Consider the following 15727-nt stretch of genomic DNA (forward strand, 5'->3'; position numbering starts at 1 on the left):
GTACCACCGGCTCCGTGGTCGCCACCTACCTCGTCCCCGTCCGGACGGCCCTCATCCTCTTCCCGTTCCTCGTGCTGGCCGTCATGCTGCCCGCCGCGTTCGTCAGCTACCGCCGGCGCGGCCGCGCGGGCGGGTGGCCGACGTTCGTCTTCTACGCGTTCCTCTTCTACCTGCTGGCGATCGCGACGCAGACGGTGCTGCCGCTGCCCGCCGACCCGGCGTACTGCGCGGGGCACACGTACGCGAGTTCTCCGCAGTTGCGGCCTTTCTACTTCGTCGAAGTCGTCTCGCAACGCGCCCGCGGGCACTGGAGCCCCGGCGCGCTGCTGCACAACCCGGCGGTCTGGACCACCGCGCTCAACGTCGTGATGCTGGCGCCGCTGGGGTTCTACGTCCGCTACGCGCGGCGGATGCGGCTCGTGCCCACGACCCTGATCGGCTTCGGTGTCTCGCTGTTCTTCGAGCTGACGCAGCTGACCGGCCTGTGGTTCGTCTACCCCTGCCCGTACCGGCTCTTCAGCGTCGACGACCTGATCCTCAACACCGCCGGCGTCGTCGTCGGCTGGCTCGTGGCCGGTCCGCTCGGCAGGCTGCTGCCTTCCCCGGAGCCGGAGCACGACCGGCGCCGCTACGCCGCGAGGGTCACGTTCACCCGGCGGCTCTTCGCGCTGGCCACCGACCTGCTCGGGTTCGCCGCGCTGCTCGGCTTCCTGTTCGGCCTGCTCACGCTGTTCGGCGAGGACCTGAACCACCGCGACACGCCGGTCGTGATCCTCGCCCTCGTGTGGTTCGTGGTGCTGCCCGCGGTGACCGGGTCGACGCCCGGGAAGCGGGCGGTGCTGCTGCGCGTGGTGCGGCGGGGACGGCGCCGGGCCGGGCCGATCGCGCTGCTGGTCCGCAACGGGATCCTGCTGTCCCCCCTGTGGCTGGGCTGGCTGGTGCTGGACCTGGACCACTGGGACCTCGGCCACCACCCCGAGCGGCTGCTCCTGCCGGTCGCGCTGGCCGCGTCGGTGTTCGTCGTCGGGGTCTGGACGCCGCTGGCGGTGCTGCTCGACAGCGAGCACCGGGCGCCCTACGAACGGCTCACCCGCACGGTCAACACCGCCATCGTGCCCGCCGGTCCCGAGCCCGGCCCGGCCGCCGAACCGGCCCGGCGGGAAGAAGTCCTTAAAGGACGGTGACGGGGGCACCGGGCTGCCCGGGACCGGCGGCGCTGGTAGATTGCGTCGGGAGCAGGTTGAGCCGCCAGCCCGCGTTCCCGTTCCCCGTTCCTGGAGCCCGCATGACGACCGACGCAACGCGGCCACGGCAGCGGTACTCCGGTGCGGGCCGGTCGCTCCTGCTGCGCCTCGGCGACGTCGTGCCGGTGCACCCGAGCGGCGCCGCGGTCCGCGCTTCCCGGGGCGAAGAATCATGACCTCCTCCGATATCCGTGTCGGCGGGCCCGGATCCGGGCATGAAGAAGGGGAGGGCTTCGCCACGGGGCCCGGCACGGACAGGGAGGCGGACGTGAACCTGAGAACGATCCGGCACGAGCTCGGCATCACCGCCGAGCTCACGGAGCTGGCGAAAGTCCGCCACTGGGTCCGCACCGTCCTGCGGGAGTTCCCGGCCACCGTGGTCAGCACCGCGGTGATGGTGGTCGACGAGCTCACTTCGAACGCGCTGCGCCACGGCCGCGCGCCCTACCACGTGCGCCTGCTGTCCGGTGCCGCGAAGCTGCGCATCGAGGTCGACGACGGCGGCGGCGAACCGGCCCGCCGCCGGGCGCCGTCCGACCAGGGGGGCCGGGGGCTGCTGCTGGTGGAGCGCTGCGCGGCGGCCTGGGGCCAGCTGCGCCGGCCCAGCGGCAAGACCCTGTGGGCCGAGCTGACCACCGACGACCCCGCAGGCGCCCGTGGCTGATCCGGCGCGCACCGCGCCCGCCGTCCCGGACACCGACCGGGACTGGACCGCCGCCCCCGTGGCCGCCATCCGCGCCGACGACGCCGGGGTCGTCCGCTCCCTCAACGAAGCCGCCCACACGCTCTTCCCGGGCGCCGAGCCGGGCCGTCCGCTGTCCGAGTGCGCGCCGGACTGGCTGGTGACCGCACACGACGCCAGTGGCGACGAAGTCGTCCGCGGTGACGTCGGCGCGCGGTCCTTCGCGGCCCACCCCATCCCCCACGGCGAGGCCGTCACGTGGTGGCTGGTCGACGAGACCGACGCCCGGGCCGCCCGGCTCGCCCTGGTCCGCGAGCAGGAGCGGACCGCGTTCCTCGGCGACGCCTCCGCCGCGCTGCTGGGCTCGCTCAACCTCGAACGCTGCATGGAGGTCGCCGCCCGGCTCGCCGCGCAGCACCTCGCCGACGCCGCCCTGGTGCTGGCGCCCGCCGCGGGCGGGGACTACCCCGCCGTCACCTGCGTGCGCGGCGGGGAACCGGCGCGGTCCCGGCTGAACATCGACCCCGACGACCTGCCCGGCCTCGGCGAGGCGCTGCAGGGCTTCCCGCCGGTGCCCTCGCGCTGGCTCGACCCGGACGCGGCACCCGGCTGGGTGCTGCCCGCGGGCTTCGGCCCGGTCGGCTCGATCGTCGTCACGCCGCTGCCCGGCCACGGCGTCCCGGCCGGCGCGCTGGTGCTGCTGCGCCGCGGCGACCGGGCGTCGTTCACCGCCTCCGAAGAGCTCTTCGCCCGGCTGTTCGCGGCGCGCGCCGGCGCGGCGATGTCGGCCGCGCGCGTGTTCGCGCTGCAGGCGTCGATCACCGACACGCTGATGCGCGAGCTGCTCCCGCCGACGCTCGAACAGCTCGGTGGCGTCGAGTTCGCCGGCCGCTACCGCCCGGCGCGCGACGGCGAGCGCATCGGCGGCGACTTCTACGACGTACATTCGGCGATCACGACCGGGAGCGACGAGTCGCTGGCCGTGCTCGGCGACGTCTGCGGCAAGGGCCTCGACGCCGCGGTCCTGACCGGGAAGATCCGCACCACGCTGCGCGCGCTGCTGCCGATGGCCGGCGACCACCGCGCCCTGCTGGAGGTGCTGAACCGCACGCTCGCCGACCGGCGTGACGCGCGGTTCGTCACGCTGGTGCTGGCCTCGGTCCGCCGCGAGGGCGCCACCGTCCGGCTGCGCGTGACCAGCGCGGGCCACCCGCCGCCCCTGATCGTGCGGGCCGACGGCCGGGTGGCGGAGGCCGACACCCACGGGAGCCTGATCGGGGTGCTGCCGGAGATCGAGTCGTCCGGCACGGACGTCACGCTCGACCCGGGCGAGACGTGCCTGCTCTACACCGACGGGATCGTCGAGGCGCGGGGCGGCCCGCTCGGGGACGCGATGTTCGGCGAGGACCGGCTCCGGCAGTCCCTCGCGGAGTGCGCGAACATGCCCGCCGACGCCGTCGTCGAGCGGATCCAGATGCTCGCGTCGCAGTGGATCGGCCGCGGCACCCACGACGACATGGCCGTCCTGGCGATCACCGCGCCGCGCGGCCGGCACCTGGCCGCCGTCGACGGCCCCGGGCACGGGAGGTACCCGGCTTGAGCACCACCACCCACACCGCCGCGGCGGCCGAGCACGCCGACCGGCTTTGGCAGGCCGTCACGACCGGCGACGAGTACGCCGCCGGCGACGTCGTGGTCCAGGCGCTCGGCGACGGCGCCGACCCGGAGAGCCTGCTGCTCGACGTGATCGGCGCGGTGCAGCGCAAGGTCGGCCGGGAATGGGCGGCGAACCGCCTCACCGTGGCGCAGGAGCACGCCGCGACCGCGATCAACGACCGCGTCATCGCGACCTTCGCCTACGTGCTGAAGCGGCCGGAACCGCACCTCGGCCGCGTGACCGTCGCCTGCGTCGACGGCGAGTGGCACGCGATGCCCGCCCGGCTGCTCGCCGAAGTGCTGCGGCTGCGCGGGTTCCGGGTCGACTACCTCGGCGCGCAGGTGCCCGCCCCGCACCTGGTCGCCCACCTGCACCGCACGGGGCCGGACGCGGTCGCGTTGTCCGGATCGATCGCGACCCGGCTCCCGACCGCGCACGCCACGATCACCGCGTGCCAGGCGGCCGCGACGCCGGTCATCGCCGGCGGCGCGGCGTTCGGGCCGGACGGCCGGTACGCCCGGCTGCTCGGCGCCGAGGCGTGGGCGCCGGACGCGCGTGCGGCAGCCGACCGGCTGGCCGAGCCGCTCCCCTCCCCGACCGCCGCGCACCAGCCGCTCGACGACCTGCCGCACCTGGCCGACCAGGAGTACACGCTCGTCACGCGCAACGCCGGCCGGCTGGTCAAGGCGGTGCTGGCCGGGCTGGCGGACCGCATCCCGGCCGTGCGGACCTACACCGAGCCGCAACGCGAGCACACCGCCGAGGACCTCGCGCACATCGTCGAGTTCCTGGCGACGGCGCTGTACGTCGGCGACGAAGAGCTGTTCACCGGCTTCCTGAGCTGGACCGCCGGCATCCTCACCGCGCGCGGCGTCCCGGCCGCCTCGCTGGTTCCCGCCCTCGAACTGCTCGAGGCGGAGCTGCGCGACTTCCCGCGGGCCACCGGCCTGCTCCGCGCGGCACGCACGCACGTGGCGGACCCGGCCGCCGGCTCGGGGCTGTCGGCCTAGCTCGACCTGCACGTGGACCGCGCCGGACGGCGAAGCGTCACGCGCCCGCCGCGACTCGCAGCCGGTCCAGCTCCCACGGGTCGTGGGCGCTGAAGACCGTCACCTCCTCGCCGTGCCGGCGCACCAGCTCCCGAAGCCGCGCCTGCGTGCCCAAGCGCAGGTCGTGGTGGAGTTCCGAGCGGGTCTGGACGACGTCGAGGACCGGGTGCGGCTCGGGGACGACGTCGAGCTCCCGGTGGTAGTAGTACGCGTCGCCGCAGTGCAGGAGCCAGCGGGTGCCGTCGTGGAGCGCGACCCCGGCGTGGCCCGCGGTGTGCCCGCCGAGCGGGACGAGCCGGATGTCGGCCTCGATCCCCCGCAGCGGGATCGACGCGAACCCGAACCAGTCGTCGCCCGACGGCGGCTCGTAGACCTCCCACTTCGGCCCGTGCGCCCAGTGCGCGGGCCGGTAGCGGAAGCTCGGTGCCCCGGCCAGCGCCGCGTCCCGCTCGGCGGTGAGGACGTGGACCCGCGCGTCCGGGAAGTCGGGCAGGCCGCCGCAGTGGTCGACGTCGAGGTGCGTGACGACGACGTGCCGCACGTCTTCGGGCGCGAAGCCGAGCCGCGCGACCTGCCGGACGGCGGTTTCGTCTTCGGACAGCAGCGGCTGGGCCATCGTGACCCAGTCACCACCCAGCGTCGCCGCGGGATCGCGGACGTCGTCGAGGCCGAGGCCGGTTTCGACGAGCACCAGGCCGTCGTGGCCGGTCTCGGCGAGCAGGCAGTGGTTGACCGCGGGCGCGGGCGGCAGGCCGGGGGCTTCGATCTGCCGCACGGACCCGCAGTTGAGGTGGTGGATCTTCATGGCCGCCATCGTCTGACTTGAACTACGCTTCAAGTCAAGGAGGCCACGATGACCCTGCTCGACATCGCCGAAGTCGCCGAGAAGTCCGGGCTGGCCCCGTCGGCGCTGCGGTTCTACGAAAAGCGCGGGCTCGTCGAGCCGGCCGGCCGCAACGGCCTGCGCCGCACGTACCACCCGGACGTCCTGCAGCGCCTCGACCTGGTCGCCTGCGCGCGCGGGGCGGGGTTCACGATCGCGGAGATCGCCCGGTTCCTGGTGGCCACGCCGAGCGACGACGCCCTGCGCGAGCGGATGGCGGTCAAGGCGGCCGAGCTCGACGACACGATCGACCGGCTGACGAGGATGCGTGACAGCCTGCGGCACGCGGCTACCTGCGACCACGTGCCGCTCGTCGAGTGCCCGGACTTCAAGCAGGCGATTTCGTAGCCTTCGCCAGCTTCGACGGCCACCAGACGCGGCGCCCGACGTCGACCGTCAGCGCCGGCACCAGCAGCGACCGCACCAGGAACGTGTCCAGCAGGACGCCGAACGCCACGATGAACGCGATCTGGGCGAGGAACAGGATCGGGATCACCGCGAGCGCGGAGAACGTGGCAGCGAGCACCACCCCTGCCGACGTGATCACCCCGCCGGTCAGCGACAGCCCGCGCAGCGTGCCGTCGCGCGTGCCGCGGGTGAGCGCCTCTTCGCGGACCCGCGTCATCAGGAAGATGTTGTAGTCGATCCCGAGCGCCACCAGGAAGACGAACCCGAACAGCGGCACGACCGGGTCCGCGCCCGGGAAGTCCAGGACGTGGTTGAACACCACGGCGGAGACGCCCATCGTCGCGGCGAACGAGAGCACGACCGTCGCGATCAGCAGCAGCGGCGCGAGCAGCGACCGCAGCAGCAGCGCCAGCACCAGGAAGATGACCAGCAGCACGATCGGGATGATCAGGGCGCGGTCGTGCTCCGACGTCTTCTGCGTGTCGAGCTGGATCGCCGTCGGGCCGCCGACCTTCGCGTTCGCGCCGGGGATCGCGTGCACGGCGTCGCGCAGCCGCCCGACCGTCGCGACCGCCGCCTCGGAGTCGGCCGGGTCGGTCAGCACGGACAGGATCCGGACGCGGCCGTTCACCTCCTTGGGCAACGGCACCGACTGCGCCACTCCGGCCATGGTGGCCGCCTTGAGCACCGCGGGCACCGCGTCCGCGTCGGCGATCGTGACGGCGGGCGCGCCGAGGCCGCCCGGGAAGTGCCTGCCGAGGACGTCCTGCCCGGTCCCGGATTCGACCTGGGTCAGGAAGACGTCGGACTGCGCGGTGCCGGACGCCTTGAGCTGCGGCAGGAACGCGACACCGACGCCGAGGACGAGCGCCGTCACCACCCAGACCACCCGCGGGCGCCGGCCGACCAGGCGGGCCACGCGGCCCCAGACGCCGGACGTCTCGGGGTGCGGCGACCCCAGCGCCGGCTTGAACGGCCAGAACGCGCCGCGGCCGCACAGGGCCAGCACGGCGGGCAGGAACGTGGTGGACGCCAGCAGCGCGGCGCCGATGCCGATCGCCGCGACCGGCCCGAGGCCCTTGTTGGAGTTCAGGTCGCTGAACAGCAGGCACAGCACCCCGAGGATCACGGTGCCCGCCGACGCGGCGATCGGTTCGAGCGTCGCGCGCCACGCGAGTTTCAGCGCCTCGAACCGGCTCGGCGTGTCGCGCAGCTGTTCCCGGAAGCGGGCGACGAGCAGCAGCGCGTAGTCCGTCGCCGCGCCGAACACGAGGATGGAGAGGATGCCCTGGCTCTGGCCGTTGAGCGCGAGGACGTCGTGCTTCGCCAGCAGGTAGACGACGAGGCTGGCGAGCCCGAGCGCGAGCACCGCCGACAACAGGACGAGGAACGGCAGCAGCGGGCTCCGGTAGACGGCGACGAGGATCAGCGCGACGACGCCACCGGCGACGAGCAGCAGGATGCCGTCGATGCCGCCGAAGGCCGTCACCAGGTCCGCGATCTGCCCGGCGGGCCCGGTGACCAGCACGGTGAGCCCCGGCGGCGCGCCGGCGAGCTTCGCGCGGACCTCCTTGACGACGTCGGCGGGGTTGCCGTCGGCGAGGATCGGGACGGCCAGCTGCACGGCCTGGTCGTCGCGGGGCGCCTTCTCGGGTTGCCCGAGCGGGCCGACGACGCCCGGGACGGTGCCCAGCTCCGCGGCCTTGGCGTCGAGGAACCGCCGGTCTTCCGCGGTCAGGCCGGTGGTGCGCTCGGCGACGACGGTCGCGGGCAGCACCTGGCGCGGGGTGAAGGCCTTCTGCTCGTCGGAGACCTCGGTGGCCTCGGCCGAGCGCGGCAGGAAGGCCGCGTTGTCGTTCTTCGCGACCTCGCCGAGCTTCCCGGCGAACGGGCCGCCGAACCCGCCCAGGCCGAGCCAGGCGACCACCAGCAGGGCGGGGATCAGCCAGCGGAGCCGGCGCGGCTTGTCGTTCATGGTCGCTAAGGTCCTTTCGAAGGCGAACACCCCCAATTGTTCAGCAAGCTGAACATTCTGCACGACGACCCGGAGTGACGGTGAGCACAACCCCCGAACCCGACCTGAGCACGTGGCCGACGGGCCGGCTGCTCGCCGTGGCGGCGCGCCTGGTGGAACACCGCTGGACGGCGGTGCTCGAAGGCATGGGGCTCACCCACGCGGGGCTGATCGCGCTGCACACCCTGCGCGACGGGCCGCTCCCCCAGCGGACGCTGGCCCAGCGCTGCCAGGTGACGGACCAGACGATCAGCCGCACGCTGGACCGGCTGGCCAAGTCGGGGTTCGTCACGCGGACCCAGGACCCCGCGGACGCCCGGCGGCACGTCACCCAGCTGACGGCCCAAGGGCGGGCGGTCCACGAACGGGCGGTGCGGGCCGAGCCCGCGGTGCTCGGCGACCTCGGTGCGGACGACGCGTTCCGGGCCGGGTTGCTGCAGGTGATCGCCCGGCTGTCCGCGGCGGATCGAGACCAACCGGTTACCTGACCGGCCGCGCCCAGGCCAGGGCCGGGTTCGCGAGGTGACGGCCGCCGTCGGCGGCCGGAGTCCGGTGAACCGCGCGATTCAGCCGGGGCGAGCCTGGGTAGCTGTTCTGACATGTGGATCGCGGTGAGCACCCCAGTTGCCCTCCTGATCGCCACCGTCCTGATGGAGCGGTTCGAGCGACGATGCACGCTGGCGCCGGCGAAGCGGGAACCGGCCGAGCTGCCGATGTCGGGCGCGCTCGACTGACCTGCCCCATCAGTCCTTTGTGGATGTTCGAGCGGCACCACCCCTCCGGCACGGCCGCCCGGCACTCCCGCATGTGATCCACGTCTCACTCCCCTTCGTCGAGAACCCCGCGCCCACCCCGCGGCGACTGACGAAGCAGATCCGGCCAACCCCGGGTCCAGGGAGGAGAACACCATGCGCAGCAAGACCACCCGCACCGTGACCGGGCTGGCCGCCGCGGCCGGGCTCGTCACGGCGGTGAGCATCGGGATCGCCGGCGGGGCGTCGGCGGACCAAGGGACCACGGAGGGGACCATGACCACTCAGCCGCCCAAGGGCGCACGCGCCACCGTCGAAGTGACACCGAACCCGACGACGCACCGCGGCCAGGAAGTGACCATCACCGGCAGCTGCGGCGGGGGCACCGGCCTGAGGTCCGTGCTCGGCGGCTTCCCGGAGCACCCGGCACTGGAGAACATCCGCATCCTCGACGCGGGGCCGGACCACTACGTCGCCAAGGCGACGGTGGCGCAGCACATCGGCAACGGCGTCGGACCGGTCTTCGTCGACTGCGGCGGCGAAGCGGGAGTGACACTCCTGGTCACCCACGTCTAGCGCGAACCGGCCCGCTCACCGGACGGGTTCCGGTGAGCGGGCCGTGGTTCGCGCAATTCAGCAGGTCTTCCACGCGAAGTGGTAAATCGTGTCCACGCTCGCGTGTTCGGAATCCATTTCGATGTAACTCGTTCCCGCCGATCCGCCCGCGTCCGCCCGCAGTTCCGCATTGATGTTCAGGTTGCGGTCCTCGCCGCACGGGGCGAACACGAGCGCCGCCACGTCGGTGGTGTCCGTCGCCCGCCACACGCCGTGGAACGGACCCGGGTAGGTGTGGCGCACCCGGGCGGTCGGCGCCGTGCCCGTGAAGTAGTAGTTGGCCTGCTCGAGCGCGCTCGCCCCGCTCTCGATGTGCGCGAAACCGCGGTACTCCGCCTCGGCGATCGCGTAGGTGAACCCTTGCGGCACATGGACGAGCACGTTGATCTGGCAGTTCTTCCTGGCGTCGAGCGCGGACGCGCCACCGCCGGCCTTGGCCGTGAAGTTCGTGTAGTGCACCGTGAACGACGTGTTGTCGGACGCGACGTCCGCCGTCGCCGTGGCCGTGCCCGCCGGGCAGCCCGAGCCGTTGATGGTCTTGACGTCGAGCGTGATCTTTTCGGTCGGAGCCGATGTCGCCGGGGAATCGACGGGTGCGGCGAGGGTGGACAGAACCATTCCGGCTACGACCAACATACCGAGCATGACGCTCCTCCAAATGGGCCACGGTGCCTTTTGATCACGATGATCGCGCGCGGAACGGATCGTAGCGCGATCGCAACCTTTTCGACGGCCACTGAACGGAGTAACACGACAACGCGGAGTGCGGGAAATCCATTTCCCGGTTATTCAGTCCTCAATAGTTGCGCACGTCGCACAATCGACGGTTATTTCTGGTCCGGACCACTGGCGTGCCGGAGCGAATACGGCGGGGTCGTCCCGCCGAGCAGCGCTTCGGCGTCCAGTGTGGCCGCGCCGCTCCCCCGCTCCGCGAACCGCCGCGCCACCAGCGCGCCCGGCTCGTCGACGACGTCGGCGCGGCCGGTCAGGAACGCCCACTCGTGCTCGTCGGACCCGAAGTACAGCACCGTCCCGAACACTTCGCGGAACCGCCGCCAGGAGGCGAGCAGCGTCTCGTTGCGCCACAACGTCGGGCAGCCCGCCTGGCAGGTCACCACGCCGCCGGGGGCGAGGACGCGCGCGCACCGGCCGAGGAAGTCCGTTCCGTACAAGCGGTTGTGCTGCGCGGCCGGATCGGTGTTCTCGTCCGGCAGGTCGATCACGACGACGTCGTAGGTGTCGCCGCGGGCTTCGGCCGCGGCCAGGAACGCCCAGCCGTCCTCATAGGACACTCGCACCGGCCCGCCGCCGCGGGCGAGGTCCGCGGTCGTGTAGCCGTAGGGCAGGTGCTCGGCGCAGGCCCGCACGGCCTGCTCGTCGATGTCGACGTGGTCGACGAGCGTGGCGCCCGCCGCGACCGCCAGCTGGGAGGCGACGCCCTCGCTCGCCCCGATGATCAGCACCCGCCGCACCCGCTCCGCCAGCAGGAGCGCCGGCACCATCAGCGCCTCGTGGTAGACGAGCTGGCTCGCCTCGGTGCTTTGGCGTTCGCCGTCGCAGAACAGCGAAACCCCCTGCGCGGTCGTCCCGATCAGCACTTCCTGGTACGGCGTGCGCGCGTGGAACCGCACGTCGCCGATCTCCCACACGCGGGTGAGGCCGGCGCCGACCGGTTCGTGGATCAGGGGCATCAGCGTTCTCCCCGGTGCAGGACGGACAGGTGGACCGAGGCGGCGTCCAGCGATTTCGCCAGCAGCCGCAGCGCGTGCTCGGGGTCGGCCCGCGAGCCGCAGGTGAACACGTCGGCGAACAGCGAGCCGTGCTCGGGGTAGGTGTGCACGGACGCGTGCGACTCGGCCAGCAGCGCGATCACCGTGGCCCCCTGTGGCACGAACCGCTTGGCCACGACGTCGACGACCGTCGCACCGGCCTCCGTCACCGCCGCCCGCAGCAGTTCGCCGAGCCGCGCGGCGTCGTTGAGCAGGCCCGGGTCGACGCCGTGCAGCTCGGCGAGGACGTGGCGCCCGGTGAACCGGCCGATCTCAGGCATCGCCCCACCGCCCGACGCAGCAGGTGCGCAGCGGCTCGATGCCGTTGAACCCGACCGACGCATAGCTCGCGGTGTAGGCGCCGGTGCCCGGCAGGTCGAGCCGGTCGCCGGGGGTCAGCGACAGCGGCAGCTCGTACGGCGTCCGCTGGTAGAGGACGTCGTCGCCGTCGCAGGTCGGCCCGGCGAGCACCACCGGCCCGCTCGGCCCGCCGTGCGCCGCCACCGGCTCGAACCGGTACGCGATGGCCTCGTTCTCGGCCTCGGCGAGCCCGTTGTAGCGCCCGATGTCGAGGTAGACCCAGCGCCGATCGCCGCGCCACGCGACGAGCACCACCTCGGTCCGGAGCAGGCCGGCGTCGGCGACGAGCACCCGGCCCGGCTCCAGCATCAGCTCGGGCCGCTCGCCGGGGAAGTGCGTGTCGAGGGCGGACGCGATCGTCGCCGCGTACGCGGCCAACGCCGGCACCGCGGTCCGGTGGGCGGTCGCGAAGCCGCCGCCCAGGTTGAGCCGCGTCATCGCGACGCCCTGCGCCGCGGCTTCGGCGAACAGCTTCGCCGCCGTGGCGATCCCGATCTCCCACGCGCCGGCGTCCGGCTGCTGCGATCCCACGTGGAACGCGATGCCCGGCCGCAGCCCCAGCGCGGCCGCGCGCAGCACGAGGTCGAGGGCCTCGGCGGGCTCGCAGCCGAACTTCCGGCCGAACGGCGTCACCGAGTCCGGCGCGTCGAGCAGCACGCGGATCGACACGGCCGAACCGGGCGCGTGCTCGGCCAGGTGGTCGACGTCGGCGGCGGCGTCCGAAGTGAACTCGCGGACGCCGACCTCGAAGGCGTACGCGATGTCCCGGGGCTTCTTGATCGGGTTGCCGTAGGCGAGGTCCGCCGGGGCCGCGCCGCGCTCCAGGCACAGCGCCAGCTCGGCGGGCCCGGCGACGTCGAAGCCGATCCCGGCCGCCACCAGCGCGTCGAGCACCGGCGGCGCCGGGTTGGCCTTGACCGCGTACCGGATCAGCGCGCCCGGGAACGCCGCGCGGACCTCGCGCGCCCGGGCGGCGACGGCGTCGGTGTCGACGACGAGGCACGGGGTCGGCGGGTCCCGTTCGTCGAGGAACCGGCGGAGGGGGTCGGCGCACACGGCGCCAGTGTCGCAAACGGCGTCAGACGAACCGCCACAGGTGGTCCGGTGTCCCGTTGTCGTCCCACTGGGTCACCTGCGCGCCGTCCGCCGTGGACTGCTGGTCGACCGCCATCACCTTGCCGCTGCGGACGTTGACCAGCTTCGACCAGCCGCCACCGGCGTCGACGATCCGCCAGTTGTGGTCGGGGGTGCCGTTGTCCTGGAACTGCTGGACGTGGGCGCCGTTGTCGAGGCTCTGGTCGTGCACCGCGAGGACCTTGCCGCTGTTGCGGTTGACGATCCGGACCGTGCCGTCGCCGTTGTCCACGACGGCCCAGAGGTGGTCGGCGGTGCCGTTGTCCGTCCACTGCGTCACCTCCGCGGTGTCGGCCAGCGACATGTTCGACACGGCGAGGACCTTGCCCGAGCGCTGGTTCTGCAGCTTCCGCCACACCGTCGTCGACGCCGCCGGACGCGTCAGCAGGGCGAGGTAGCCGCCGGCGACCGGGCGGGCCTGGAAGCCGCGCTGGGTGGCGTCGGCGACGACGTACCAGTCGCTGAACGGCACCCGTTGCGGCGTGACGTTCGCGTAGCTGTACACGCCCTCGACCAGCGAGGTGCGGATGTTCGGCTGGTCGGCGAGCCAGGCCGCGGTCCACAGCTCCCAGTCGGCCTTCGTGTAGTTGTTGCGCGGGTCGAGCACCACTCCGTGGGCGCCGACGCGCCCCTGGTACCAAGCCGCCTCCTGCGCCGCGACGCCGAGCGGGACCAGGTCGAGGCCGAGCACGCGGTCGGCGAAGCCGTTGTACTTCAGGCTCCACGTGCCGGGCTGGTCGTAGGCGAGCTTCAGGTGCTGGCCGTCCTCGGCGAGCGTCACCCATTGGCTGATGTAGCCGCGCGACGTGGAGCGGTACCGCTGAGCGTCGGCGGTGTTGCCGACCGCGGTGGCGATGATCCCCATGGCGCCGACGCCGATGATGCCCTTGAGCGCGAGGTTGGCGCTGTGGGCGATGAAGCCGGTGAAGTCGTCGGTCTGGTTCTGGAAGCCGGGGTCCAGGGTGGTGCCGACCAGGTACTCGGCCCACTGCCGCAGGATCCGGTAGTGGGTGTTCGCGAAGGCGGCGGCGTCCGCCGAGGGCAGCCGCTGGACCAGGGCGGCGGCCATGATCAGCAGGTTGGCCGACTCCTCGACCGGCATGCTCTCCTCGTTGCCGTCGTTGTGCCCGGTCGCGTCCGGGTAGTGCGTGCCGAGGTCGTGTTCGGCGAACTGCATCGGCCAGCCGCCGCGCTCGGCGTAGTCGAGCAGCGGCTCCAGGATCAGCCGCAGGTAGGCCGGGGACAGGTAGAGGTAGGCGGGGAACGCCGGGTAGGTGACGTCCACTGTGGACATGTTGCCGTTGGAGGAGATCTCCTTGAGGAAGCCCCAGGGCGCACCGCCGCGGTCGACGAGTTCGGTGCCGCCGAAGGCCTGGCGCAGCGCGAGCGCGCAGATCCCGGCGTAGTGCTCGCCGGTGATGCCGCCGCCGGCCGCGGCGACGGCGTCGTCGTGCAGCCGCTGGTCGATCGCGGTCGCGGCGGACAGGGCGGAGGCGTAGTCGTCGGCGAACCAGACGGCCATGTCCGGCCAGCTGCCCCAGTAGTGCGTCCACCAGGGGTTCAGCGGGGTGCCGAGGTAGCGGACGGCGGGTGTGCGGACGTGCCCGATCGAGAGCGTGAACGGTGCCGACGAGCCGCCGGCCGCGATCGTGCCGAGGTTCTTGTTGAAGGCCAGCACCGGCCAGCGGTCGTTGATCGCGCGCGGCTGAGCGGTGTCGCTGGTGTTGTTCAGGGTGCCTTGGCCCGCCGAAGCGGCGCGCACGACGGTGTCCTGCCCGATCTGCCAGCTGGTCCCGGACGTGGGCGCGGCGAGCACGAGCCGGCCCCAGCTCGCCTGGTCGCCGTTCTCCTGCAGGACGCCCGGGCTCGCCGGGGTGCAGCTGAGGAGGGTGTAGCCACCCGACTGCTGCCGGGTCCAGGTGACCGGGGTCGAGGTGTCGCCGTGCACCCACTCGGCGGAGGTGTCGAAGTGCAGGTCGACGGCGTGGGCGCGGCCGTCGGCGCTGGCGGCCTGGATCGTCACGTAGCCGAAGGGGACGCACTGGCGCTGCAGGTTCGCCGGGTCGACGGGCGAGAAGAACGTGACGGTGAGGTTGACGCCGCCGCCGGTGAGGACGTAGGTCGAGCGGGTGCCGGTGACCTGCAGGCTGACCTGCGTCATCGGGGTGAGCGCGGGTCCGCCCGGCAGCGCTGGCTGACCGGCGAAGACGTAGGCGGCGCCGTCGATGCGGGCGAGGCCGCAGAGCGCGGTGATGTGCCCGGTCCAGAAGCTCGACCAGGTGCCGGCCAGGTTGTCGGCGGGCTGCCAGGTGGACAGGTAGGGCGAGCGGACGATGAGCGGGGTGGCGGGCGGCCGGATCGGGCTGAAGGTACCGGCGGCGGCGGTTCCGGGCAGCCAGAGCGCGGCGGCCACGGCGGCGGTGGTGCCGCCGGCGAGCCGGAGCAGGTCCCGGCGGGTCAGGTGAGCGCGTTCTCGGGAGGACATCGGTGGCCCCTTCCACGGCGGGCGAGCTCGTGCGGGGATAACTTTTACATCGTTGGTACAACGTTGTAAATCCGCCGTTGGTCGGTGTGGTGAATGGTTTACGGACCACTAGGCACGCAGGTCCGGTGCACTTTTTCGACCCGTCCGCGGCCGAGGTCTGCCGGAGCGGATCAGGCGGCGCGGGGCGGCCGGTCCGACGGCGGCCAGACGTACGGCAAGTCGGCCGGCACCCCCGGGAACCGGGCCGCGTAGTGGTCCGGGTCCTTCCGCACCAGCGCGGACTGGTGGCTCCGGTGCAGGGCTTCCTCCCCCAGCCACGGTGGGAGGTCGCCGGTGGCCGCCAGCTCGGCCTGGGTGCGCACGTCGCCGCGACCGATCGCCCGCGTGAACTCGTCGGTCAGCTTCACCGCGCACGTGTCCGCCGCGCCCAGCTCGCACCACACCGCGCACACCTCGAGGCCGTAGCGCGTCAACGCCTCTTCGTACCCCGTCCACATCTTCGCCGCCGGGTGGTGGCGCCAGCCGTAGCCCGGGATCACCAGCGCGCGCAGCACCTGGAGCGTCTCCACGCGCTGCTTGCCCAGCCGGCGGCGGTCGAGCGCGCGGGCGCTCGCGGTGAAGTCGGCGCACGGGAGGAACGTCTGCATCCCCGCCGGGTACCCCTGGAACGGCCCG

General features: G+C 73.0%; 17 protein-coding genes. 9 read left to right on the plus strand and 8 right to left on the minus strand.

Annotated features, from left to right (window positions below; genetic code table 11):
* Nucleotides 1–14: 14 nt before the first annotated feature.
* The 5 genes from AB0J40_RS46255 to AB0J40_RS46275 all read left to right on the plus strand — a co-directional run bounded on the left by AB0J40_RS46255 (nt 15) and on the right by AB0J40_RS46275 (nt 4593).
* A complete protein-coding gene (locus tag AB0J40_RS46255; RefSeq protein ID WP_364466846.1) occupies nt 15–1184 on the plus strand; it encodes a VanZ family protein in 1170 nt (389 codons plus the stop codon).
* A 101-nt stretch (nt 1185–1285) separates the two neighbouring features.
* Nucleotides 1286–1420, plus strand: coding sequence for a hypothetical protein (locus AB0J40_RS46260; RefSeq protein ID WP_364466848.1), 135 nt, complete (start codon nt 1286–1288; stop codon nt 1418–1420).
* Between the two features lie 92 nt (nt 1421–1512).
* Nucleotides 1513–1908: an ATP-binding protein gene (locus AB0J40_RS46265; RefSeq protein ID WP_364466849.1), complete on the plus strand. Its 396-nt coding sequence runs from the start codon at nt 1513–1515 to the stop codon at nt 1906–1908.
* 58 nt (nt 1909–1966) lie between these two features.
* Nucleotides 1967–3526 (plus strand): PP2C family protein-serine/threonine phosphatase, encoded by a 1560-nt coding sequence (locus AB0J40_RS46270; protein ID WP_364466913.1) that lies wholly within the window; start codon nt 1967–1969, stop codon nt 3524–3526.
* Nucleotides 3523–4593 (plus strand): cobalamin-dependent protein, encoded by a 1071-nt coding sequence (locus AB0J40_RS46275; protein ID WP_364466851.1) that lies wholly within the window; start codon nt 3523–3525, stop codon nt 4591–4593. The genes AB0J40_RS46270 and AB0J40_RS46275 overlap by 4 nt, the downstream gene beginning before the upstream one ends.
* Nucleotides 4594–4630: 37 nt before the next feature.
* On the opposite strand, the gene AB0J40_RS46280 is transcribed toward AB0J40_RS46275, so the two are convergent.
* The gene (locus AB0J40_RS46280; RefSeq protein ID WP_364466853.1) at nt 4631–5437 is read right to left on the minus strand and encodes an MBL fold metallo-hydrolase; all 807 of its coding nucleotides are present in this window, start codon (nt 5435–5437) and stop codon (nt 4631–4633) included.
* 48 nt (nt 5438–5485) lie between these two features.
* Here AB0J40_RS46280 and AB0J40_RS46285 point away from each other — a divergent pair, with 48 nt between their 5' ends.
* Nucleotides 5486–5863 (plus strand): MerR family transcriptional regulator, encoded by a 378-nt coding sequence (locus AB0J40_RS46285; RefSeq protein WP_364466855.1) that lies wholly within the window; start codon nt 5486–5488, stop codon nt 5861–5863.
* Here the strand turns inward: AB0J40_RS46285 and AB0J40_RS46290 are convergent.
* Nucleotides 5844–7898: an MMPL family transporter gene (locus AB0J40_RS46290; protein WP_364466857.1), complete on the minus strand. Its 2055-nt coding sequence runs from the start codon at nt 7896–7898 to the stop codon at nt 5844–5846. The two genes, AB0J40_RS46285 and AB0J40_RS46290, sit on opposite strands and share 20 nt — an antisense overlap.
* Before the next feature lie 74 nt (nt 7899–7972).
* Here AB0J40_RS46290 and AB0J40_RS46295 point away from each other — a divergent pair, with 74 nt between their 5' ends.
* From AB0J40_RS46295 to AB0J40_RS46305, 3 genes are all read left to right on the plus strand, one after another.
* On the plus strand, nt 7973–8425 hold the full coding sequence (locus tag AB0J40_RS46295) for a MarR family transcriptional regulator (RefSeq protein WP_364466859.1): 453 nt from the start codon (nt 7973–7975) through the stop codon (nt 8423–8425).
* Nucleotides 8426–8548: 123 nt separating this feature from the next.
* Complete coding sequence (locus tag AB0J40_RS46300) at nt 8549–8671, plus strand: hypothetical protein (protein WP_364466861.1); 123 nt, start codon at nt 8549–8551, stop codon at nt 8669–8671.
* 174 nt (nt 8672–8845) lie between these two features.
* Nucleotides 8846–9265, plus strand: coding sequence for a hypothetical protein (locus AB0J40_RS46305; protein ID WP_364466863.1), 420 nt, complete (start codon nt 8846–8848; stop codon nt 9263–9265).
* Between the two features lie 57 nt (nt 9266–9322).
* On the opposite strand, the gene AB0J40_RS46310 is transcribed toward AB0J40_RS46305, so the two are convergent.
* From AB0J40_RS46310 to AB0J40_RS46335, 6 genes are all read right to left on the minus strand, one after another.
* Nucleotides 9323–9949: a DUF4360 domain-containing protein gene (locus AB0J40_RS46310; protein ID WP_364466865.1), complete on the minus strand. Its 627-nt coding sequence runs from the start codon at nt 9947–9949 to the stop codon at nt 9323–9325.
* Nucleotides 9950–10131: 182 nt separating this feature from the next.
* Entirely contained in the window at nt 10132–10995 is an 864-nt protein-coding gene (locus AB0J40_RS46315; protein ID WP_364466867.1) for a spermidine synthase, read from the minus strand.
* Entirely contained in the window at nt 10995–11354 is a 360-nt protein-coding gene (gene speD / locus AB0J40_RS46320; protein WP_364466869.1) for an adenosylmethionine decarboxylase, read from the minus strand. Before speD ends, AB0J40_RS46315 begins: the two co-directional genes overlap by 1 nt.
* The gene (locus tag AB0J40_RS46325; RefSeq protein WP_364466871.1) at nt 11347–12489 is read right to left on the minus strand and encodes a type III PLP-dependent enzyme; all 1143 of its coding nucleotides are present in this window, start codon (nt 12487–12489) and stop codon (nt 11347–11349) included. Before AB0J40_RS46325 ends, speD begins: the two co-directional genes overlap by 8 nt.
* Nucleotides 12490–12511: 22 nt before the next feature.
* Nucleotides 12512–15052 (minus strand): DUF5127 domain-containing protein, encoded by a 2541-nt coding sequence (locus tag AB0J40_RS46330; protein WP_364466873.1) that lies wholly within the window; start codon nt 15050–15052, stop codon nt 12512–12514.
* 170 nt (nt 15053–15222) lie between these two features.
* Complete coding sequence (locus tag AB0J40_RS46335) at nt 15223–15699, minus strand: MSMEG_6728 family protein (RefSeq protein ID WP_364466875.1); 477 nt, start codon at nt 15697–15699, stop codon at nt 15223–15225.
* Nucleotides 15700–15727: the final 28 nt, after the last annotated feature.

This window comes from Amycolatopsis sp. NPDC049691 (genome assembly GCF_040675005.1).
In the GTDB taxonomy this organism is placed as follows: Bacteria; Actinomycetota; Actinomycetes; order Mycobacteriales; family Pseudonocardiaceae; genus Amycolatopsis.